The sequence below is a fragment of the Photobacterium frigidiphilum genome (assembly GCF_003025615.1).
Lineage (GTDB): Bacteria > Pseudomonadota > Gammaproteobacteria > Enterobacterales > Vibrionaceae > Photobacterium > Photobacterium frigidiphilum.
The window spans coordinates 39,532-62,696 of record NZ_PYMJ01000015.1 but is presented as its reverse complement, the minus strand read 5'-3'; the positions used below and the strand labels follow the sequence as shown (position 1 = coordinate 62,696).

The 23,165-nt window shown below is 39.2% G+C and carries 22 protein-coding genes and 1 pseudogene; 7 read left to right on the top strand and 16 right to left on the bottom strand.

Annotated elements, in window-relative coordinates; all coding sequences use genetic code 11:
• Positions 1–149 precede the first annotated feature (149 nt).
• The gene (locus C9J12_RS15395) at positions 150–701 is read right to left on the bottom strand and encodes a GNAT family N-acetyltransferase (protein WP_107243522.1); all 552 of its coding nucleotides are present in this window, start codon (positions 699–701) and stop codon (positions 150–152) included.
• 181 nt (positions 702–882) lie between these two features.
• Here C9J12_RS15395 and C9J12_RS15390 point away from each other — a divergent pair, with 181 nt between their 5' ends.
• Positions 883–1,986 (top strand): YdcF family protein, encoded by a 1,104-nt coding sequence (locus C9J12_RS15390; protein WP_107243521.1) that lies wholly within the window; start codon positions 883–885, stop codon positions 1,984–1,986.
• A gap of 132 nt (positions 1,987–2,118) precedes the next feature.
• Here the strand turns inward: C9J12_RS15390 and C9J12_RS15385 are convergent, their stop codons facing one another.
• The 7 genes from C9J12_RS15385 to C9J12_RS15360 form a co-directional block, all read right to left on the bottom strand.
• Positions 2,119–3,573 (bottom strand): cobyric acid synthase, encoded by a 1,455-nt coding sequence (locus C9J12_RS15385; RefSeq protein ID WP_107243520.1) that lies wholly within the window; start codon positions 3,571–3,573, stop codon positions 2,119–2,121.
• An 856-nt stretch (positions 3,574–4,429) separates the two neighbouring features.
• On the bottom strand, positions 4,430–5,536 hold the full coding sequence (locus C9J12_RS15380) for a DUF998 domain-containing protein (RefSeq protein ID WP_170111792.1): 1,107 nt from the start codon (positions 5,534–5,536) through the stop codon (positions 4,430–4,432).
• Positions 5,537–6,037: 501 nt separating this feature from the next.
• The gene (locus tag C9J12_RS30715) at positions 6,038–6,214 is read right to left on the bottom strand and encodes a hypothetical protein (RefSeq protein ID WP_170111791.1); all 177 of its coding nucleotides are present in this window, start codon (positions 6,212–6,214) and stop codon (positions 6,038–6,040) included.
• 236 nt (positions 6,215–6,450) lie between these two features.
• Complete coding sequence (locus C9J12_RS15375; RefSeq protein ID WP_107243518.1) at positions 6,451–6,798, bottom strand: hypothetical protein; 348 nt, start codon at positions 6,796–6,798, stop codon at positions 6,451–6,453.
• A gap of 13 nt (positions 6,799–6,811) precedes the next feature.
• The gene (locus tag C9J12_RS15370; protein ID WP_146150090.1) at positions 6,812–8,071 is read right to left on the bottom strand and encodes a hypothetical protein; all 1,260 of its coding nucleotides are present in this window, start codon (positions 8,069–8,071) and stop codon (positions 6,812–6,814) included.
• A 540-nt stretch (positions 8,072–8,611) separates the two neighbouring features.
• Positions 8,612–9,220 (bottom strand): hypothetical protein, encoded by a 609-nt coding sequence (locus C9J12_RS15365; RefSeq protein WP_107243516.1) that lies wholly within the window; start codon positions 9,218–9,220, stop codon positions 8,612–8,614.
• A 206-nt stretch (positions 9,221–9,426) separates the two neighbouring features.
• On the bottom strand, positions 9,427–10,617 hold the full coding sequence (locus C9J12_RS15360) for a S8 family peptidase (protein WP_107243515.1): 1,191 nt from the start codon (positions 10,615–10,617) through the stop codon (positions 9,427–9,429).
• Between the two features lie 550 nt (positions 10,618–11,167).
• Here C9J12_RS15360 and C9J12_RS15355 point away from each other — a divergent pair.
• Positions 11,168–12,128: pseudogene (locus tag C9J12_RS15355) on the top strand (IS630 family transposase); the annotation flags it as partial.
• Positions 12,129–12,215: 87 nt separating this feature from the next.
• Here the strand turns inward: C9J12_RS15355 and C9J12_RS15350 are convergent.
• From C9J12_RS15350 to cobU, 3 genes are all read right to left on the bottom strand, one after another.
• The gene (locus tag C9J12_RS15350; protein ID WP_107243514.1) at positions 12,216–12,407 is read right to left on the bottom strand and encodes a hypothetical protein; all 192 of its coding nucleotides are present in this window, start codon (positions 12,405–12,407) and stop codon (positions 12,216–12,218) included.
• A 105-nt stretch (positions 12,408–12,512) separates the two neighbouring features.
• The gene (locus C9J12_RS15345) at positions 12,513–13,133 is read right to left on the bottom strand and encodes a histidine phosphatase family protein (RefSeq protein WP_107243513.1); all 621 of its coding nucleotides are present in this window, start codon (positions 13,131–13,133) and stop codon (positions 12,513–12,515) included.
• A gap of 79 nt (positions 13,134–13,212) precedes the next feature.
• Entirely contained in the window at positions 13,213–13,791 is a 579-nt protein-coding gene (gene cobU / locus C9J12_RS15340; protein ID WP_107243512.1) for a bifunctional adenosylcobinamide kinase/adenosylcobinamide-phosphate guanylyltransferase, read from the bottom strand.
• A 230-nt stretch (positions 13,792–14,021) separates the two neighbouring features.
• Between cobU and C9J12_RS15335 the strand changes: the two genes are divergently transcribed.
• Together C9J12_RS15335 and C9J12_RS15330 are read left to right on the top strand one after the other, a co-directional pair.
• A complete protein-coding gene (locus tag C9J12_RS15335) occupies positions 14,022–14,864 on the top strand; it encodes a CPBP family intramembrane glutamic endopeptidase (protein WP_107243511.1) in 843 nt (280 codons plus the stop codon).
• Between the two features lie 95 nt (positions 14,865–14,959).
• On the top strand, positions 14,960–15,352 hold the full coding sequence (locus tag C9J12_RS15330) for a YgiW/YdeI family stress tolerance OB fold protein (RefSeq protein WP_107243510.1): 393 nt from the start codon (positions 14,960–14,962) through the stop codon (positions 15,350–15,352).
• 137 nt (positions 15,353–15,489) lie between these two features.
• Here the strand turns inward: C9J12_RS15330 and C9J12_RS31415 are convergent, their stop codons facing one another.
• Complete coding sequence (locus tag C9J12_RS31415; RefSeq protein ID WP_107243509.1) at positions 15,490–15,864, bottom strand: ComEA family DNA-binding protein; 375 nt, start codon at positions 15,862–15,864, stop codon at positions 15,490–15,492.
• Positions 15,865–15,984: 120 nt separating this feature from the next.
• On the opposite strand from C9J12_RS31415, the gene C9J12_RS15320 reads away from it, so the two are divergent.
• A complete protein-coding gene (locus C9J12_RS15320) occupies positions 15,985–16,440 on the top strand; it encodes an Mpo1 family 2-hydroxy fatty acid dioxygenase (RefSeq protein ID WP_107243508.1) in 456 nt (151 codons plus the stop codon).
• A gap of 102 nt (positions 16,441–16,542) precedes the next feature.
• On the opposite strand, the gene C9J12_RS15315 is transcribed toward C9J12_RS15320, so the two are convergent.
• From C9J12_RS15315 to C9J12_RS15300, 4 genes are all read right to left on the bottom strand, one after another.
• The gene (locus tag C9J12_RS15315; protein ID WP_107243507.1) at positions 16,543–17,358 is read right to left on the bottom strand and encodes an alpha/beta fold hydrolase; all 816 of its coding nucleotides are present in this window, start codon (positions 17,356–17,358) and stop codon (positions 16,543–16,545) included.
• Positions 17,359–17,468: 110 nt separating this feature from the next.
• Complete coding sequence (locus C9J12_RS15310; protein WP_107243506.1) at positions 17,469–18,818, bottom strand: MATE family efflux transporter; 1,350 nt, start codon at positions 18,816–18,818, stop codon at positions 17,469–17,471.
• Between the two features lie 142 nt (positions 18,819–18,960).
• A complete protein-coding gene (locus tag C9J12_RS15305) occupies positions 18,961–19,539 on the bottom strand; it encodes a nucleoside triphosphate pyrophosphohydrolase family protein (protein ID WP_107243505.1) in 579 nt (192 codons plus the stop codon).
• Between the two features lie 251 nt (positions 19,540–19,790).
• Positions 19,791–20,582: an HAD-IIB family hydrolase gene (locus C9J12_RS15300; protein WP_107243504.1), complete on the bottom strand. Its 792-nt coding sequence runs from the start codon at positions 20,580–20,582 to the stop codon at positions 19,791–19,793.
• A gap of 181 nt (positions 20,583–20,763) precedes the next feature.
• On the opposite strand from C9J12_RS15300, the gene C9J12_RS15295 reads away from it, so the two are divergent.
• On the top strand, positions 20,764–21,468 hold the full coding sequence (locus C9J12_RS15295; RefSeq protein WP_107243503.1) for a glycerophosphoryl diester phosphodiesterase: 705 nt from the start codon (positions 20,764–20,766) through the stop codon (positions 21,466–21,468).
• 228 nt (positions 21,469–21,696) lie between these two features.
• Positions 21,697–22,980: a cation:proton antiporter gene (locus C9J12_RS15290; RefSeq protein WP_107243502.1), complete on the top strand. Its 1,284-nt coding sequence runs from the start codon at positions 21,697–21,699 to the stop codon at positions 22,978–22,980.
• The last annotated feature ends 185 nt before the right edge of the window (positions 22,981–23,165 follow it).

Sequence of the window (23,165 nt, the reverse complement as noted above, 5' to 3'; positions counted from 1 at the left end):
GCGCCATAGTGTATGAATTGATTCATCTCTAACAGTGCTTAAATACAGATTTAAAACAAAAGGTCTTAGATACTTGTCGTATTCACAGCGACAGTACTAAGACCTTTTTTGTAAGTACAAACACGTGTACGCATCAGCTTAATTATAATTCAACATTTACTAAATGAACGTTCATAAAAAACAACGCCATTCGGTGAATCGCCAGTTGCTTCATTGAACCCATTATTTTCTAATAATTTAATTGATTGAGCATTACCCACATCAACGCCACCAAGTAATTTAGAGACTAATTGAGAACGATTGCACCATTCAATTAGCCCCTCCATAAATTCATTCGCATAACCTTTCCCCCAAAAACGCTCATCAAGAAGATAACCAAGATGTACATTGGAACCAGACTCTTTTGGAGTGAATACATAGAAAAAAATGAAACCAATAATTTGATGACTCTCTGATTGCTGGATGATAAGGAAATGGCTGTTAGTTACCATCTCATTTATCCATTTACTTGCAGATTCAACACACTGAACTGATTGAAACTCTGGAGGAAGAGATTGAGTTACATTTGGTGTTAATATTTTTAAAGCAACACCCGATAGTTCTGCTTCAGAAACAGACTGATTTAAAACACTCAGTACATTACTCACCTTCAGCCGTTCAGTGTCAAAAGAGCACGTTCGAAAGCTATATTCTTGAGTCATACATCACCTTGTTGATTTTTAGACTAGCGTTCCGTTTAACTGAACATACATCAAAGCGGAGCTTGATTCCAATTTCACATATTCCTACAAAATAACTGCATTTTTCAATCATAAATCACAAAATTCTCTTCGAGAATTATCTATATTGCAGTCCAAACTGTGAACTTAAGTGACTAATATAATGAAAAAGACAATTATTGCTTTTACTCTTGGTAGCCTATTAACCCTTTCTTCTGCCTCACTTTTTGCTGCAAATCAAACAGATACTCAACAAAGCATTCAAGCAACTGTCGAATATAGTCAGTTCACAACAAAGCGTCAGGTAGTTGATCAATTGCTCATTGATGCGGCAACAGCATTCAAATCACCCGCTCGTATCTCACATGCTGGCTTTACCGCAAAAATGCCAAGCAACATGGAGATAGTGACTAATCGACTGCTAGAAGCCTACGACTTAGAACCTTATCGTACCGATTTGTTAATTTCTGCCGCGAATGCACAAATCTATAACAAGAACGCTGAACGCGCAATTGAGCTTTTTGAAAAAGTATTAAGTGTTGCACCTGAAGATGTAGATGCACATTCTTACCTTGCTGTGTGGCAGCACTTTACAGGCAACGATACAGAATCAGCAAAACACATGAAGGTGCTGGAATCACTTAATCCAGGACGTGCCGCAGACATGCAACGCATTTTTGATACCGTGAATCGCATAGTGGAAACCCCACTTAAAACCACGTTTGATAAAGCGCAAGACGGCAATACCGCTATCATCACATTGGGCTATGCCCTAAACCCAGATGGCAGCATGCATGACATACTCATTCAACGTTTAGAAATGACATTAGCCTTTGCTAAAGAACAGCCTAAGTCGCTAATCGTACTGACTGGTGGCGTACCAAAAAACCATAAAACTGAAGGTAAGTTAATGGCAGATTGGTTAGTAGAGAAAGGAATAGACCGTAGCCGTATTATTGAAGATAACTATGCACGCAGTACTGTAGAGAACGCTCTATACAGCAGCTATGCCCTAGCCCGTCATGATATTGATCATGCCACTATTATTAGCTCTGCAAGCCACGTACGTCGCGGACAAACATTGTTTGAAATCGCAAGCTGGCAGACTGGCCCTAAAGACATTACGTTTGATACTGTTTCAGCCGCAGACAAACCACTCGACGAATTAAAAGTACCTACAGATGGTGAGCTTCTAGGTATCTACCGCGATGCACTTCGTACTTATGGCATGTGGAGCTACCGTTCATACCCATTAGAGCAACGTTAATTTCGACGTATCTTCTAAAAGAAAAATGTAGTAATACGTAAAATAAAAGCCCGTGCCACATCGCGATAATATAGGATGTTGCACCGGCTTTTTTAGTTCTCTGAATAATGTGCTTTAAGATTCTATCGCACGTTACTTGGCAAACTTATCAGCCCATTCTGGCCACAATTTATCAAGCTTCATGTACTCTTCAAGTGTGTCGGCAACACGATCAATACCTTGCTCGCGTATTAGATCAAAATCAGGTGTTTGCGTGGCTTCTAGCCCCGCCCAAGATAAAATAGCATTACATGCTTCAGTCTGTTCAAAAATACCATGTAGATATGTTCCAAACACTTGATTATCAATACCTAGCTGGCCATCCGGCCCGTCTTGAAGTTGCACTGGCGCATTTGCCTGAATGCCTGCTGTAATACCGGCGTGAATTTCATAACCACGTACAGGTACAGCTGGTTGTTCAGGTAATTGAAGTGTACCAACGGTTTGCTTAAGCTGCTTTTCTGGTGCAAGTATCGTGGATGTTTGTAAATAGCCCAGACCTTGGCTTTCACCCGCCTCCCCCTCAATTCCATCAGGATCGGCAATACTTTCACCCAACATCTGATAACCACCACAAATGCCCATCACTTTGCCCCCTAAGCGCAAATGACGTTCGATCTGCTTATCCCAGCCTTGCTCGCGTAAGAAAGCTAAATCACTCCGCACACTTTTGGTGCCAGGAATAATAATAAGATCAGTAGGAGGAATTTGTTGCCCTTTACCTACGAATTGTAAATTCACTTGCGGGTGCATGCGCAACGGATCAAAATCTGTATGGTTGCTTACCCGTGTTAATACTGGCACAACAACATTGAGCTGCTCATCAGCCGCTTCGACTTGCTGAACATTAATCGCATCTTCCGCTTCTAGCATCAAGCCATGTAAATACGGTAAAACACCCAAGACTGGTTTACCGGTTTTTTCTTCGAGCCAGTCAAGACCAGATTCAAGTAACTTTATATCGCCGCGAAAGCGATTAATAACAAAACCAATCACACGTGCCTGTTCTGATTCAGACAATAATGCCAATGTGCCGTACAAATGCGCAAAAACACCGCCACGATCAATATCTGCAATAATGATGACTGGCACATCTGCCTTTTCTGCAAACCCCATATTCGCGACATCGTTTTCACGTAAATTAATCTCTGCTGGGCTGCCTGCACCTTCAATGATCACAGTTTGGTATTCATCTTGTAAAATACCAAAAGACTCCATGATAGGCCCCATAACTACTTTTTTATAGCCGTTGTAGCCTATCGCATCCATATCTGCGATGGCTTTACCTTGAACGATGATTTGAGCACCGACATCGGTATTGGGTTTCAACAATACAGGGTTCATGTGTACTGTCGGTTCGATACATGCGGCTTGTGCTTGAACTGCTTGTGCACGGCCAATTTCACCACCATCTTTTGTTACTGCACTATTGAGTGCCATATTTTGAGATTTGAATGGCGCTACCTTTATACCTTTTCGCGCAAGTACACGGCATAAACCCGCTGTAAGTACGCTTTTGCCTGCGTCTGATGTTGTACCCTGAACCATTAAATGTCTATTATTCAAAACCTTAAACCCAAGTCAATAATGAAACAACCACGACGTATCTATAACCGTTATATCTCGTGGATATAACACGCTTTGTCATGGGGAATTATTTGGTACACTTTTTGGTACATACTTGGTTTGATACAAGTTGGTACTCATTAGTGGAAAAGTATCATAGCATATGGCCATTAATTACAACTTATACAAAATCTTACTGGCATGGAAGCAGAATGGATCAGCCGTTTAAATTGTCCTTTTATCCTCACTTCTTTTAAGTTCAAAATTTTCCCCAGCACCATATTCTCTGTGCACAGTTCAGATCGTTTAAAGTGAACTTATAATTAATAACAGAGAAAAAAAGACGACAAAAAATATACTTACAAAACAAAATTTTAAATCACTTCGATTGATCCTTCGCCGAAAAGTGGCAGAGCTTCTTCGTGTGAAATGGATAACACTCTATAGTTGGATTCAGCGAGGAAATTTTGACTTACCAGCCTATAAAATAGGTAACCGCTATCACTATTGATTAGAAGATGTGCAAGCGTATATCGATGATTTTAAAGTCAAATAAGCAAGTTTTTTTATATAAAATGCCCTTTTTTCCTAAACGAAAATACAGACTAAAGGGCATTTGAAAACAATTCTAGATACGATATTAACACTTGATATTAATTATGCTTATGCAACTGGGTGTGAAATAGTTAGCTGAGATCACGCTGAAAAGTCTCTGGATGTAAACGAGTTAGTTCATCAATTCTAAATACAATTCTTCGCACCAACAGATATTAACATCACAAAAGCCAATAAATTGCAACGCCCTTTGTGGCCTGAATTGATTTACCTTATTATGAACTTATTCTTCATTCGATTGGAGACGGTAAATTTCAACCTTTAGTGGGCCACCTTCCTTAGGTTCTAGTACGTAATTATTTCCGTATCTTGTTTTCCAATCATTGGCAAATAAATAAAGTTTCCGCTCTTCTGGGTTCAAGTCATTAAGCCCCGATGGAAGCGCCCATGTATTCCTATCACCAATGCAAAATGTACGGTCTTCATCGTTCCAATTCTTACCGATGTTTCCACATAGAAGGAAAAGAGGTTTCCACTCAATTCGGTTATTGTAATTTAAAGGATTCCAATTAGGCCCCCATCCGTGTGGCCCACATTCCAGAAACCAATCTTTCCAACACCCTTCGGCTTTGAAGAAATATTCTACACCCACCTCGATTACTACTTCTGTAGGATTATTTTTGTTTTTTGGATTCACTTCGACGATGTCTACCAAGGTCGCTCCCTTTGGCAAGTACGCCTTAGGTTCTGTTTTATACCAACCAGCCTTTAACCAGCCGATACCGAACAGCGTTAATCCCACCAATTCCGCCCAGAAGGTTGATTCATACAACGAGGTTAATTCTCCAATAATATATACTGTTGGTATACCAAATAACATGAGCAAGCTGATTACAAAATATAATCTGGAGCGTAAGTGTTTTTCTTTGTATTTTGCGCGAAGCGAGAAAAATGACATCAATAAAATAAGACAGATAAAAAAGAGGATTGCAGCAGTATAGTGTATATACTGGGGATGATTAAAAGATATATGCATAATCCAGTTTGGTGCATCGGTGCATTTAACTTTATCTTCGAAACTACAAATTGTTGGAAATAAGGCTACTAAAAGCGCAAAAACACCTGCTGCTTTACTAAGCCAGAATTCAGTATCTCTTCTACATGTACCTGTCCCATTATAAGATGCCAAAGCAAAAGCAACTGCAATCAAGCACCCGACGAAAATATCACGTGAATCTGTCCAATAGGAGACACTAATAGATGACATCTCACTCCAGGAGTATCCTGAAAGCCACAATACGGCCCACGGCATCAGTAAGGCAATCAAGCCTATACCTTTACGCACGGTTTTATGATTGATTATTCGCATTGGTTTTACTTCTGACTGCATCTGAAACCCCTTCGTTGCACACCATGAATTACATATCATCAGTTAGACAACCACACCGTCCCATTTTATATTTCAAACAGGCTGTAAATTATGTGAAATGGGATTCAAACATATCGCATAACGCTAACCTATCGAGATTCAATAATAAAAATCGCCTCCAAGAACCCAGTACAACGGTCTTACTCAGATTATATTTGGCAAATATGAAAGTCGGTCTAAAGGTTGAACATATTCAGCTAGGTCATTTCTCTCACACAAGTTACAATAATTACCCATCAACACTGAGACATTTTATTGCATTCTCTTTTCTCCAGACTTGTTATGGCGACCTCTTACACGTCCGTTTTTTATTGTATATCCACTATTAAATCCAAGGGCTTACATCTATTTTTAAGACAAAATCTGCATAACGTGACTCAATGACCCTAAGTCGCTCACTGACCTCTAAACCTGTCGCTTGTAATGATTCATACTTCAATTTTAGTGAAGTGTATTCAGAGCTTATAGTGCAACATTTTTGTTAATGAATTTTACACCCATCCAGCTATGTAAACCAGCTAGTGCGCCTCCAACTAATGCCATATAATCGGCTTCTATAGTAAACTTTTCAGCCACCATTGCCGCACCGAAAGCAAGAAGAGAACCACCCGCAATTAAGGTCAGATTAGGGATACACAATATACGTAACCATCGATCGTATTTTATTGCTCCTTCGGAGCACTCTAATATGCGTTTGGATATCAATACATTCCTTATGGATTCATTACTCTCTTGATTGTCTCCCGACATAACTTACTTCTCTATTTACTCTATGAGTTTATTGAGGGTTGACCAAACTTGAGCCAAATCGAGAGTATTTCAATTTAAACCAATTCAATAATACACTCATAAAATTGGTTGTTCACCGACTACTCCTAAGGCAGCAAAGAGGTAATTAAGTCAATGGCATCGTCAATAAGTCCAGTGGCCACTACCCATTTTTTGGCATTACGTATATCGTCTTTAAGTTCCTTAATTGCTATTTTTGTTTGTTCTTCAGCACTCTTAATTCTTTCAGTAATAGCCTCAGCATTATCAATCCAGTCTTTCATTTGAGCCTGGATGAGTTTATCTCGAAGCTTGCTCAATTTTTTTCTTCTTTTTTTTAATTTATCAACAAGCTTGTCATTACCCGCATCGATTGCAACAAATCGAGCTTCTTTTATCGCGACCAATAAATCATTAATGTAGGAAATTAAATCTAATCTTGTTTCGGCATTCATGATTACGACCTTTCTATTGAGTGACTAGAGTAGTGGATGCTTTTTTAAGACCATCAACCGCTTCACGCATTGATTTTGCAGCTTCTTCTTTTTTCGTTGCTATCTCTAACAGTGAAGAAGCAATTTCCTCTAGCTCCTTCGCTTTATCTTGCTTGTCGATCACATTAGGATTAGCGTTGGCAGAAATACGAGCTGACACGGCTTGGGCTTGGGCTATAGAGGCATTGTATCTAGCTTTGTTCGCATCATATTCGAGTGCTAATGCCTCAGACTCTATTGGCTCAATTTCCAAGTTGATTAATGTGTTTTTGTTATTATTTCCTAAAGTGTTTGCTAACGATTTCAGCTTTTGCCCTTGTACTATCAACTCAGTTACAGCATCTAAACCGGATGTTTCACTCTCTGCCGCATTGACTAATGATTGATGTGCCAATGGAAAAGCAAGAGCCCCTTTATTTAGCGCTTTCAAGCTTTGTACATGCATATAATAATCCTGGTTCAATTTAATCCATTGGTCAATATAGCTGCCAATGTCAGGGTCACCTTTAGTGTGTTGTATTTGTTCACCAATATGATCAGACAATAGTTCAGAAGACGAATCGTACTCAGAATAACTTGCTTCCAAAATAGTATTAAGGGCTAAAGACAGGTGCTTTGAAAAAGCGACAACATGCTCATGATTGTCTTCAATTATCGAAACTACTCGCTTTTTGCGCTTCTGAGCTAAGTACTCTTTAAAAGCACTAACGACAACCGTAGATACAATGCCAATATTTTCAGCGCTTTGCTCACCAAGCGAACCATCCAAGGCGACTAGCCCTGAAAAAGCATTAGCATTTAACTCTGTTGCCATTACGGTTAATTCTTCTTCTGTCAGCGTTTCTGAAGTAGCTAGCTGATGCAACATGGAGGTATAGCCAACCATTGCAGATGTAAGATCCCACAATGCTACCTTATAGTTTTCATACATTAGATAAGCTGGCAGATTTTCGAACATAAATCTGTTTTCTGATTCTCTTGATTTTAATTTCAAAAGGTGAGACTTTCCAATTTCTTCCATTGAGTCTTCCGTCTCCCTTTTAGAGCGAGATAGTCGCTGAGGAATGAGCACATCCATAGCTTGGTTGGTTCCCTCTCGGAGGGTAAGGGATGATTTTTGAAATGCTTCAAACGGTTTTGGGTTGGGGGCTGATGAACTGCACCCAACCAGCAGGATTGACATCGAAAAAAACGCTACTGCTAGTATCTTTCTAAAAGTAATTAAGTTTAACATTTCAGCATCCTTCGGAAAAAAGCTCCCCATATGAGCACTAAAAAACAGCGTGCTAAAGAACTGAACAAAACAGCAGAGAAGAACGAGTCCTGGACTTACGCTCAGATAGCACTAATTGCATTCAACAATAAAAACTTTATATATCAATCAAATAAAACAAAAAAGACAATAATAACACTAGTCTGAATAATACTGACAATTTAATAATTAACTGCAGTACCTAGCGGTTACTTATAGGTATGAAGTCACTTTATGAGTAGTATTCCATACAGGTGTTCTAAAGACTTTCTATAAGTACTTGTGCTATAGTTGTTATGTATAAGCATTTAAATCAATTCTATAAGGAGTATTAATATGCTAGGTCCATTACCTCCAATCACATAATAGGCAAAGATTTTGTACAATCATTGTTCCATTAGTAATGGTTACTAACAATTTAAATATAGCTTTCGTTTAACATTACTTCATTCATATTTAGGTAATTAACATAATGTTAATTACCTAACATTCGAAATATGTAGTATTGGTAATACTAAATACCTAGCAATAATCATCTAAAATAAAAGGCAATGGTTTAAGTTTATTAAATTGCTCTTCTACCCCATCACATTTTGCTTTTTCCAGGAATTTTTCATCCATATAGAGTTCCTTAACAAGAACTAATAAATCCCCCCCCAAGTTTTTAAAAACTTTAACTGTTTGTTTTTTTCTTTCTGTAGGTAATTCTCCAAACATGTCAGTACCGAGTAATTTATAGTAATTGTAAAACTGCTCGGTCTTCTCTGTTATCTTGGTGAGTAAAATAAGTTGGTCATGCCCAAACTTGTGGCGATGATTCATCATATTCTGATAAATACTTATATTTAACACTACACTCACAACACACCTTGGGTACTTTGACTTACCTATTTCTAGTATTTTCCCAATGGTTTCATTGCTAGTCATTAATTCTACACTTTCTTTTACATAGGTTAGTTCTACAATAAAATCAATAAACGCCTCTTTATGAGATCGCTTGTCACAATAATACGTTTTAACGAATTGATACAATTCTTTAGCAGCATAAACTGCCACTCCAGAAATTACCACTTGTTGAAGCTTATTAATACTTTCGATAACTTCGACTATTTGTCTATCCTCCCCAAACATTATTCCACCAGTTTTTTATAGATGATGATAGGCGAATAAGTTTCTTTCCTAGCTGTAGTAGGCCTGTACCGTCTTGAATATCTATTCACTCAACTAGGGTAAAATCAATTCTGCTGTATCAAACTGTAAACATATTACAGCCTCATAATACAAAAAATTAACAATGGCAAATTTAACTTAACCACTTAAAAATAGCCAGCGAAGGGTTAGGAATGTGGAGCTTGTACAATACCTGTACCTACATCCTCTTCTTCAATATTTGGCTCAAGGGTGTCTGTTGTCCCACTGGCAATAATTTGAGCTATTAGAGAGCGACTTTCAACACTACCATTCATTTTACGCTGACGCTGTGCCCACAAAGCCGCAATACCTGCCACATGAGGTGTTGCCATACTTGTACCGCTCATACTAGTTAGCCCTCCACCGAGTGCAGCAGACACAACACCTACTCCAGGAGCGGAGACATCAACCTGATTATTTGAGAAAGTTGCCTCTTTGAATCCAGTATCCACTTCACCTAACGCTCCCACAGCAATAATTCCTGTTCCAGCAGCAGGAGGTGCCACTGCAATTTCATAATCAGGCCTTTTACTTTCATTGCCTGAAGCAGCAACTATTACGATTCCATCACCAAAAGCACTTTGTGTTTCCACAAACCGTGCTAATTCTGTAAAAAGATTTATGTTTTGACGATATGCTTCCAACGCCATTGATGTGACAGGGTTTATATCGTATCCGTAAGTATTTACCAATAAATCTACGTAGCCAGGGAAATCAATACCCAAAGACATTGAAATAATGTTTGCTCTTTCTGAAATAGCCCACTGTATTGCTTGAGCAATCGTAGCGGACGACCCACCACCGTCACCAAGTACTTTACCAATTACCGCTCGGTTTACACCCTGAGCAACTCCAATCCTTATTCCCTCGACATCACGCCCGAAAATTGTCCCAGCACAATGAGTGCCATGCCCATGAATATCGGCATCTTCCTCAGACGTAAAGTTTCGTTGAACAAGCGAAATACCATTAAATGCAGGATGCGTTGAGTCAATTCCTGTATCTAGAATCGCTACAGTGATGCCTGAGCCATCGTAAGGAGACTCAGAAGCCCGAACAGCTTGAATCCCCCATGTTGAAGAAGACAATATGCCCATATCTATATCTTTTTTTTCAACTGGGTTTATTAATTTTAATGGCATAGGCGGAGCAATAGCGCGAACACGTGGATCTCGGCGTAAATCTCTACGCTCACGAGTTGATAGTTCGGCTTCAATCAACTCTATATCATCAGAAGGTAAGTTAAACGCCTTCTCCTTTATAAAAGAACCAAGGTTATCCATGGTAGGAACCAAAATGTTTTTAGTGCGTAAAATTATACATTTACTCTCACTCATTTTTATCTCCCGAACTCTTGCTAAAGAATCGACATTTAAAATCTGCTTTATATACTATCGCTTAAGTGCAGTATTTTGTTGCATAGGTAACCTCCCATCACATAATTACCACTAAAGTATCTTTAAAATCAGGATAATAACTACAACTCATATTTTCTAATATTAAAACTATAAGGAAATAATCATATCAAATATTAAAGCGACATTTTATAGGTTAGCTTACTCTAACAAAATTGCATGATTATCTAGTCAATAGTTATGTAGATTGTAGTAATTTTGATTCCATATATAATGGAGCGAATTAGTGATATCCGAGATCGTACTGGCGCTCTGTGGAAAAAACATGTTAGTGGTTTTTCTAATTTAGACATTAATGAATTGATTCAGTTAATAAAAAACAGCCTCTGTTGTAGTCTCGAGTGAAGAGTAATACCTATTACATTAATTATATGATCTAATTATTGTACTGTTCATCAACGACACTACAGCTATGGTCGACATATCTTTCATTAGATAGCTTGCTCACAAAACTACAAATGAGCGACTTCGTATTCGCTATCTTGCCATTATGCATTTCCTCAAAAGGAAATCTCGCACTGAGATAGCACAATATCTAAAAGTCCGTAGTCGTAGTGTCAATATTTGGGTGAGTAAGTATCTTAATGCTGAGCTTGGTAGCTTAGTGGAGAAACGCCGCTCTGGAAGACCAATAGCATTAACCGATGCTCAACTCAAACAACTAAAAAGTCATATTAGCCAGGCGGAAAAGTACCCTGATGGTGGCCGATTACATACTATTGATATACAGCGATATATCACCAATCATTTTGATGTCCATTTTAAGATTAGTAATGTATATCGACTCTTGCATCAATTAAACTTTTTCTGGATAACTAGCCGGTCAAAGCACGCAAAACAACCTGAAGAGCATCAAGACGCTTTTAAAAAACTTCCAGCTGGAAACAATCCGTAACATCCAAGGCCATATCTCACTTGAGCAAGTCGATGCTTGGCTTCAGGATGAAGCTCGATTTGGCCAACAAAATACGACAACACGAGTAGGGGCGGAAAAAGGCTCTCTCCCGCGAACCATTAAGCAGCAACAATTTGAATACACTTATCTATTTGGTGCAGTCTGCCCCTCAACAGGACAAACAGAGGCTATCAATGCCCCATGGACGAATAAAGAAGTGATCATCGAGCATCTAGCTCTCATATCAAAAGCGACACCATTAGGAAGACACGCTGTCATAATTATGGATGGTGCAGGTTGGCATACGACAGACACATCGGCTGAATCTTCCAATCTTACAATAATAAAACTTCCACCATACTCGCCAGAGTTAAACCCTATAGAGCAAGTATGGAGCTGGCTGAGGCAGCATAAATTGGCCAATCAAGCTTTCACTGGTTATGACGATATTGTAGATAAATGCAGTCGTGCTTGGTGTGATTTTATAGCACAAGTCGATTTAGTGAAAAACTTATGCTCCAGTGCATGGATAGAATTGGTAAAGTTAATTAATGTAATTGATATAACTATGACTGCCCACTATTTTATAGACCAACCTCAACAAATAATGCATAGGTTACTAAAATTATTGATCATTAAATAATTGATACAATTTAATTTCCCAGGGTGAGATTGTGAACATTTCAAGATGCTCGGCATAAGGGAGCATTAGTGACCATTGACACGCAAGTACACGGCATAAACCCGCTGTAAGTACGCTTTTACCTGCGTCTGATGTTGTTCCCTGAACCATTAATGCTTGTGTGGTTAGTTGCATCTGTTTCTCATTATGTATTCGTTTAATATTTGGGTTTTATTTTCAGCATATATAATGAAAGCGCTCGTTAATACGAGTAGTAAATTGGTACATAATACTAAAAATCTAAAATTGTTGCTGTGTTGGCCATTGGATCTGAGGCCAATCTTTTCCTTGTTTATCGTGAAAAATAGTGACACGGTAACGTGCAGCATAAGGCAGCTGAATGCGGTGTAGATAACTCGCATTTTCTGGCATTTCTAATAAAATACGCATCAGCTGTCGCATTACACCTGAATGCGATACCAGAAGTATTTTTTTACCTTTGTGCTGTTCAACTAAATCTAACCAAGCTTGATGAATCCGTTTGTCGAAATCCACTAATGCTTCGCCACCGTGTGGAGTTTCTAACCAAGGGTTTTGCCAATAGCGAGTTAAGGCTTCATGATGATCTTGCCATAACGTTTTCTGTAATTGCCCGTCCCAGTTGCCAAAATCCATTTCTTTCCAGCAATCGAGCTGATGAAGAGGAACAGAGTGCTGATTGGCAGTTTGTTGGGCAAAATCACTGCATCGCTGCAACGAAGAAGTAACGACCACATCAACACTATCAAGATCAGCAATTGCCGTTGCCATTTGAATTAAACCTGTCGAGGTAATTGGAAAATCAGTATGCCCTCTTAAACAACCATCTCCTTCAGGTAACCCATGACGTAATATATCAATTCGTGTCTGTTGTGTTGTCATGTTCTACATCTCCTTGAGGTGACTTGGGTATAACTACATTGCACTCATTACTGACACAAACTCTGTTGATACTAGAAAGCTAATTTAACGCAGGTCCTTTCAACACTTGAGGTAAGCCTGCAGTTACAAATACAACGCGATCAGCTTGTTTTGCGATGGCTTGATGCAACCAGCCACTCTCGTCAACAAAGCGCCTTGATACTTCACCAAGAGGTACAATGCCTTGTCCTACTTCATTACTGACCAGAATAACACGCCCTTCGGCTTCAACCAGTGCCTTTAAAAAATCTGCCTTTCGATCAGACCAGCCGACGGTCTTATGATGATCGTTATACTCAGGTTGTTCAACTGTGCCAAATAGGCAATTCGTTAGCCAGAGTGTTAAACAATCGATTAATAAACATGTGCCCTTTTTACTGTGGGTACGAATAACCTCAGCTAAACATAATGGCTCTTCTATTACTGGCCATTGATGGGGGCGCTGCTCTTTATGCTGTTGAATTCGAGCCGTCATTTCATCATCACCCGCAGTTGCTGTTGCAACATAGGTAACAGTAAGGCCTGATGATTTTGCAAGCGCCTCAGCAAGGCTACTTTTACCCGACCTAGCACCACCTAATATAAGTTCTATTCCTTGAAAATCATCTTGAATGCTCACGGATTTATTTTCTCATCGCTTAATCACATCAATATGTTATCTGTTTAGCTCAAGAATGTATGCTTTGTTATCAGAGAATACCGTTAATAAATGCCCCTACTTTTTACTTATACCCAAGCTACCTAAGATACAAAAAGTCTGACAGTTAAATGATTTATATAATCTAAATGCTTCACATTAGAAAGAAAATTGTTATCATTTACATCCTTACACTAACACATTGATTACTTATGTTTTTTCCCAACGAATTATTACCTGAAGCAATAACTTGGTTACTGCTTGGTGCTACCGTTATTACCGCATTTATTCAGCCTCGATACTGGCTACATCTTCTTGTTATCACTTTTGCCAGTGCTTTATATTTCGCCAACGTAAATTTCGTGGGTGTATTAGCCATTACCGCTGGGTTAATAGTTTCGGCACTAGCAAAAGAAGCTAAGGGCAAATGGAAAGTAGCATGCCACTGCTTGGTTGTTATGTGGTGTCTAGCCTTGGTATTACATCTTATACCTGGGTTCAATAACCTATTAGTACTTGATAAGGTTATTACAGGCCCCGAAAGTATTCCCTTTACGCTTTATTTGAACTTAGATAATCCGATGATCTTCTTTGGTTTATTACTGTTAGTACCAACTATGTTGGGAAAACGGAACATACTTTCTTCAAAACACATATCAATATTAGCCATTAGCTTCATTTTATTGCCAGTGGTTCCACTCGTGTTAAATCTGGTAAAACCTGAATTATCAGTGCCTAGTTGGTGGTGGGTATTTGCATTAAACAACCTGCTATTCACCTGTGTTGCAGAAGAAGCACTCTTTCGTGGCTACATTCAGCGATTACTGACTCAACGTTTTAACCCCATTATTGGTATTGGGATAGCAAGCCTTTTATTTGGTGCTGCACATTTTTCGGGCGGCCCATTATTCATTGTTGTCGCAAGTTTGGCAGGTCTTCTTTATGGTTTGACCTATTACTGGTCAGGAAAGTTAAGTTACGCGATTGCTATTCACTTTGGTTTTAACATGGTGCATTTATTATTTTTCACCTACCCATTAGCAAATAATATCTAAATAAATGCTTTATGAACGAAATCTGAATAGCAGCCTCACGAATGGTTCAGTTGAAGTGTTGTTTAATAGCAACATCAAAACAAGGAGACGAACTCATGACTAAATTAATTTCTGTAAAAAATACTGTTATCGCAATCGCATCTGCAATGATCTTAGTTCCAACACTCGCTTTTGCAGGCGATCATAATGAACAGAAAGGCGCTGTTATTTCTTACTCAGGCCCGATTGATACGGTAACCGTTGCCGAACTACTCGACAGCACAAGCATGTTTACAGAACGAAATGCAGTTGTTGAAGGTAAGTTGATTAAACAAATTAATGCAGATACATTTATTTTTAGTGATGGTACGAAAGAAATTCAAGTTGAACTAGATGATGATATTCATTTACCACAAGCAATTGATGCAACAACAAGAGTACGCTTGTTTGGTGAATACGAAGGTGGAAATACCCCTGAAATCGAAGTAGACCGTGTACAAGTATTATAACGAACGTATACAAGCAAATTAAAAGTAGCCGTGTAATATCGCATGCACCCAACACGGCTCCGCTTAGCTAATTGAATGAAACGCATCAGGTTACTTATAATCTGATGCGTTTTTCATTCTAAACAGATAACTAAACATTAATACTTCAGGTATTTCTTCATATTTCCCACACTTTTATCACCTAACCCCGGTACTTTAGCTAAATCACTTGCTGATTTAAACTTCCCATTCTTTTTACGGTAATCAACAATTGCTTTCGCTTTCGCATCTCCAATGCCAGGTAGTGAAGCCGCCAGATCTTTCGCAGATGCCGAATTCACATTAACTGCTTTTAAGTTTTTAGTTACTGCACTTTTTTTCTGTGCATCTTCTAATTGACGACTTTCAGTATTGCCGTGCATCTTGGTACTGGTGTTTTGCCTTGAATCATTATTAGCCTGAGCACTGCTCGTTGTCGCTTGCGTGGTAAAAGGTAGTAAAAACAGTAAGGTGATAAATAATGCCCGTATCATTGTTGCTCTCCCAGAAAAAGCCTTCCTCTAATTAAAGACCACTAACCAGAAACGTCCACCTTTCGATAACTTGGGTATATAATCTCGTTATATGCGAATAGCTTGCTAAATAGGGAATGAATGAAAACACTTGAACAATGGTTCACTGAATATGGCGCAAGTCACCAGAACAAAACGAACCAACGCATTCACAAAGTTGCGGTACCGGGCATTTATTTTTCAATTGTAGGGCTAATCTGGTGCTTACCGTCATTCCGGTTTTCTGGCGTAGACATTGAGTGGCTATGGTTAATACTGATGCCTGTTCTTTTCTTCTACTACGGATTATCACGGAAAGTATTTACCATCATGTCTTTGTTTACTCTTGCTTGTGTGATCGGTATAGAGATACTTTTCCAGCTGAACATCAATATATTAAGCCTTAGCTTAGGCCTATTTATTGCTTTGTGGATTTTACAGTTTATTGGGCACAAAATTGAAGGGAAAAAGCCGTCGTTTTTCGAAGATTTACAATTTTTATTAATTGGTCCAGCGTGGGTCTTTGCCTTCTTTATCCCGCTTTCTGATTCGAAATAAGCCTAATTACACCCAATCAGCATAACCAGAATGAAAAACGCAGCGATAACTAGTCGCTGCGCTTGCTTATCTCTTATATGTACTTTAGACGTTTATAGAAAACTAGGCGTGCACATCATTCATAAAGCTTAATAGCTTCTCAGTAACAACCGCTGGCTGTTCTAAGTTACAAATATGACCAGCATCTTGCACAATAAAGAACTGGCTGCCATCAATCGCATCATGCATAAGCTGAGATTCTAGCGGAGGACGTGGCATATCTTGTACACCAACAACAACTAGCGTTGGTAAGGTTAATTGTTCAACATCATCAAACGTATCACGACGACCAAACACCATACGACCAATATTGGTTACATCAACAGCCTGTTGACCTTTGATTGATGATAAGTGCTCTCGGAATTTTGCCACAAGCGCTGGGTTTGCTTGTTCAGCATTACGCGCAAAAAACATTGGCGTAATTACATCTATCATTGGTTCTGGAACATGTTGAACCTGAGCAATAGCATCTAACATTGCGAAATATTTCGCGTGCATCACTTCTGGCTCAAAACCAATAAAGGTATCCATTAATACTAATGACTTGGTACGTTCTGGTGCAATAAGCGCTAATTCTGCCCCCCACATACCACCAACAGACAAACCTATAATTGAGAATGAATCAATCTGAAGGTGATCAAGCAAACATAATACATCGCGGGCATAATCTTGTAAGTTTTGCGTTTTTTGTGGTGCTGCATCTGAGCGACCATGGCTCCATAGATCTGGAACAATACAACGATAATGCTGGCTTAATACCTCTAACTGAGGTGCCCACATTTTGTTATCCCATAAATAGCTATGACCTAAAACGAGAACAGGACCTTCACCTATATCCACATAATGCATGGTTTGGGTGTCAATAGTGAACGTATTCATTGGCTAATCCTTTTTCTTGTCATTTTGTTATTTATTTTAAGCACATACTAGCAGCTCAACAGTAAAAAACTCATCGGCTCTCTAATAAATAAAAACCTAATCTTCAAACATTATTCTGTACAGTACTTACGAATAGCAACGTTAATACCTTGTTGGTAAAGCACCCACGCCATAATGCCAGCAGCAAAGTTGCCCACCATCGCACCGATGAATAAGCCATTTAACCCCAACAGTTGTATTCCAATCCATAGCATCGGTAAGAAGCAGATAAATAGACGTAAACCAGAAATCAATAAAGCACGCATTGGCAATGCAAGTGCATTACAAATCGATACCATCAACATACAAATACCCAATGAGCCTAAACTGATAGGCACCCAAGTCAGATGTATGAGCAACACACTTCTCACTGATTCCTCACTTGTAAGCAGTTCAGCTAAATAAGGTGAAGCAATAAACAATACCGCTGCAACGGCCAACTGCCAGCCCAATAGAAACTTAATACTAATGTTAACCAACGCTTTAATTCGATGAATGTCTTTTTCGCCGAGCATTCGACCGACCATCGGGGGCATCGACATAGTGAGAGCTAACACCACAACAATAGAAAAAAATTCTAACCGCGAGCCTAGTGCCCATGCGGCAACCGTTGCCGCACCAAAACTGGCGACTAATTTTGTCGCAAACATCGAAGACAGAGGTGGTAATAACTGACTTAACATTGCAGGTGCCATTATATTACCCAGCTCTTTTATTGATGCGGGAATATCGAGCCCTTCAAATTGAAAACTCATCCAATGGCGTTTAATGACTAAGGGAAAAACGGCCAGCATTCCGATACCAAATGCGACAATCGTAGCCCATGCAGCCCCGACTAAACCCATATCAAAGGTAAAAATAAACAATGGATCCAGCAGCATATTCAAAATGCTGGTTACCACCATCATGATGCCGGGTAGCATCGTATTGCCATTAGCACGGCACAGGCTGTAAGCAAAATAAAGCATCGCCCCAGTCCAAGAACTGCCTAGCCATACCGGCCAATAAGCATCAATAACAGGGTAAACATTCAAAGGAGCATCAAGCAGGTTTAATACTGGGCCACGAAGTAACCAAATAAGCCAGCAGATGGCAAATACACCAATGCCGCCCGTTATCACAACTAACCCACCAAGTTGTTTGGCTCGTTCTGGTTCATTAGCCCCTAACACCCGAGAAATCAGTGATGTTGTTGCAATACCTAAACCGACTTGAAGACCAATAATCACCATTTGCATCGGTAAGGTAAAACCTTGAGCAGCAAGAGGTAGTACACCGAGCTGACCTATAAACGCACTATCAACAAGCTGAAAACTCAACAACGAGAGTACGCCAAATAGCATTGGCCATGTCATTTTAAATAGCTGACGAGCAAGTTCAGACTGAGAGATTGGCGCTGATGATACCGTTTGTGAATACATGGTTTTATTACTGGGGAAGAATTAGCTGGATAGTTTACGGGGTTTGAAGAGATACCTAAAGAAGAAATAAAAGAGAAACGCCTTCTACTTATCATCAAAATGAGTAAGTAGAAGGAAATAGCAGCGTTATTTAATAGTTGAATTAACGAACAACTAACTTAACGAGATCCGCTGGACGATAGTAAACAGATTTTAACACTTTACCCTGACGAATTATTTTACCATTTAAATCAATATCTTTTGCACATTTAGCAATGATGTAAGCGCCTTTCTGGCTGCCCGTAAGCTCTACACCTTGCGTCGCATAATGTTTTTGGGTATCTGTAAATTCAGATTCATTCCGGCACACTTTGCTCATGTTGCTTGAATGCACTTCATCCCAACATGCTACAAAATCGATCTCTAAACGTTCTGCGACTTGAAGAAGTAAATCAATAAGGTAGCTAATACCAATATTGTCTTCTACTTTCTTTTCGCCAAGATGAACTAAGCGTCCCATTAATACATAAATTGAATCAACAATCGCATCAGCTTGCTCAACCAATGAATCAGCTTCTGCTAATTCAGTTAGCTCTTCAACGGCTAATGATGTGTGCAAGGTATCGCTTTTGTCGCTCATTGTTTCTGGCGATTCAATATCTAAATCGAAAGTACTGCGAAACTCATGAATGTCACGGTAAAGGTGGTCATAAAGTGGTTGTTCAAGTATGGAGAGTTTCATTCAAGGTTCCTTGTTTCAAAGATAAGCGTAGCTGCCATTGCAATAAGACCAATAGGCAATAAAAGCTAGACTGACAATTCAACATCTAACTCGCTAACAAGAAGGGAATACTAATGGAATCTGCCTTCAGATACAAAGCCTATTGGCATAGAAGTACTGCGCTAACGGTCACTTAAATAACAAAGAGCAATAAAAACGGATAGCGTATTTTTCTATCCGTTTATAGTTCATACAATTTGCGCAATTGTCGGTTAACGACGTTTCATATCAAGTAACTGCTTGGCAAACTCGGCAAAACCAAAACCACCAGGTTGACTCATAACGATAGAAGGGTGATGACTCAGCTTATCCCAGCAATGTTGTATATTAGCAACCCCTACTGTTTTGGGTAAAGCTTCAAACATCAGCTGATCATTCATTGAATCACCCACATAACAAGACAGATTCAGTATCTCGTATTTTGATAATCCCTTTTCTGCTAAATATTGTAACGACGTCGCTTTCTTCGAATGCTCGCCATACCACGCATTAATATGAATCGAACTGGCGGTTGCATGTGCGCCTAGCGCATGAATTTTAGCTACCACCTCTTCAATTATCGCATCATCAACACGCGGTCGATTCTGCCCAATATCTATCGCGACTTCGCATAAACGGAATGACTGATCGAGTGTTAAATTAAGATCTGGATAGTCGGCTAAAATCGCGAGAACTTGCTGCTTCAGTTTCGCTTGCTGTTGCTCTATTTCATTCATTGTACGATCGGCACGCAGGGTTAAATAACCATCCAGCTTTTCCATAATGAATGCACCATTTTCACCAAGAACTGCATCAATAGGCCATAGCTGAGCAATATGATCACACCACCCTGCACAAGCACCCGTAACAGCCACCACTTTTATACCGGCTTGCTGTAATTCAGCCAACGCAATCAAGGTTTCTGGCGGTAATTTACCTTGCCATGTTAGTGTGTCATCAACGTCGGTTAATACCCATTCCACATTACTCCAGTCAGGAGTTAATTCGTTTTGTACCGAATTCATTTCATACACCTCTAAGACTTAAATCAAATTCGGCACAAACATCACCAAGCTTTCTGAATAAGTTAAAATCAAGTACGCGTGTAAAACATCACACTCACTATGAATATTGTAATTCATCATGTGAAAATTATAAACTTACAGCGGAAAACAAGAAAACCCTGAACTTTTATTGGATAGCATTATGATTACAGGTCACCGTGGCGCGGCAGCACTCGCGCCAGAAAATACGCTTGCAGGCATTCAAAAAGCAGTCGAATCTGGTATTAAGTGGATCGAAATAGATACGCAGCTTAGTGCGGATAACATTCCTGTCATCATTCACGATAAAACAGTGAAACGTTGCACCAATGGTAAAGGTCGCGTGGGTGACTTAACGCTTGCTGAACTAAAGGTATTAGATGCAGGCAGCTGGTTTTCAAATGAATTCAAGGGCGAAACGATACCAACACTGGAAGAAGCCCTTCTTGCTTGCCAAGAAAATAATTTAAATATGAATCTCGAAATAAAAATTCATAAAGAGCATGAAGTAAAGCCTTTGGTTGAAAAGGTAGTGGAAACGGTTAAACACCTGAACTTTCCGATCGAAAAACTGTTATTTTCAAGCTTTTCAAAAACAGCATTGGCACACTGTCAAGCTTTGTATCCTGAAGTACGACGAGGCTTTATTACAGAGCATAAGCCATTCAATATGCTGGATACGATTAAGCCGCTCGATCTTTATAGCCTTCATATTGATCACCGTATACTCAATGAAAAACAGGCTAAATCGATCAAAGAAATGGGGTTAACATTAATGATTTGGACCTTAAACGACCCAAAGAAAGTCGATAAGTTTACAGCATGGGGTGTTGATAATATCATCACAGATAAACCCAACGTATTTTAGCTAGATATAAAAACACCTACCACTTTAGGGTAAAAGACGTGCTTCTACATTACTTCTAGCACGTCATCAACACCCATTTACGCATCATTACTTTACAAAATCATAATGATGGGAATTATTCAAAATTGCCTATTATATGCACCCACACCTCAATGCTCATATATTTCACCACAATTGAGGTAAATAATAATTCACGAAAAGCCTAAGAGTATTAGGAGCACATAATACATGTCAGTCTACGACACCATCTGCATTATCGCTGCAGTTGCCGTCTTCATCTCGATGTTCAACCACCGTGTGGGGAAGTTTCAAACTACCATCGCTATTACAGGCTGGTCTGTCATCATCTCACTTGCGTTACTGTTTTTAAGTAATATGAATTACATTCCGCTCAATAAAGAACACGAGCTGATTAACATAATTCAAAACATTCAATTTGATGACTTCTTGTTAAAAGGTGTTCTTGGATTTCTACTTTTTGGCGGTGCATTAAATATAAAGTTATCGCACCTTAAAGATCAAAAATTCGAAATTACCATTCTTGCACTTGCCAGTACTCTTTTCTCGACATTTTTCATTGGTACGGTGTTATGGCTACTCTTCTCGTTAGTCGGCATCAACATGGCCTTTATTCATTGTTGTTTATTTGGTGCACTTATTTCACCTACCGACCCAATCGCTGTATTAGCCATTGTCAAAAAGATGAACGCACCACAGCGAATTTCAACTCAAATCGAAGGCGAATCATTATTTAATGATGGTATTGGCTTAGTCATTTTTGTGACTTTATTCGAAGTCGCTTTTAGTGAAAGTACACCAACTGTATCTAGCACAATTGCACTTTTCACTCATGAAGCATTAGGCGGTATCACGTTCGGCTTAGTACTGGGTTTTGTTTTTCACTACTTAATCAAGCATTCACACGACGGAATGATGCGCTTGATCCTCACTATGCTAATTCCAACCAGTGGTTATGTTGTAGGTCAACACTTAGGGGTATCTGCACCGCTTGCTATGGTTGTTTCTGGCATCATGATTGGAAACTGGACACGTAACAGTATTGCTGAAGATGAATCCCACCAACTTAATCATTTATGGGAACTGGTAGATGAAACGCTAAATGCCATTCTGTTCTTGTTAATCGGTTTAATTATGCTGACATTCAGTTTTCATTATATCGATATTGTTGCAGTCGCTATCGCAATTCCACTAGTGCTGTGCAGTCGTTACCTCAGTGTAAAAATAGCTTATTTAGGCTTTAATCGATACCGCACGTATAACCCAGAATCCGTCAAAATTCTTACTTGGGGTGGCTTACGTGGTGGCTTAGCACTAGCGATGGCGATGGCAATTCCATCAGGCATTGCAACAGGGTACAGCCCAGAAATAGATGTTAAAGAAATAATAGTATTAATGACTTATGCCGTGGTTGTATTCTCGATTATTGTTCAAGGCTCAACCATTACCCCTATGATCCACAAAGCGAAAGAACTTGAAAAAACAGGTTACTAAGGAGCAAATATGTACTGGATTCACCATCACCATATGATCATCGCCTTTATTGGCCTGTTAGCTGCTTTCGGCATTGGTTTATTGGGAATATCAAAACAAGGTAAAAGCACGAAGTAAAACAAAAAACCGATACCCGCCAAATTCACCTATTTGGCGGGTATCGGCTTTATTATCTAGAGTCCAAT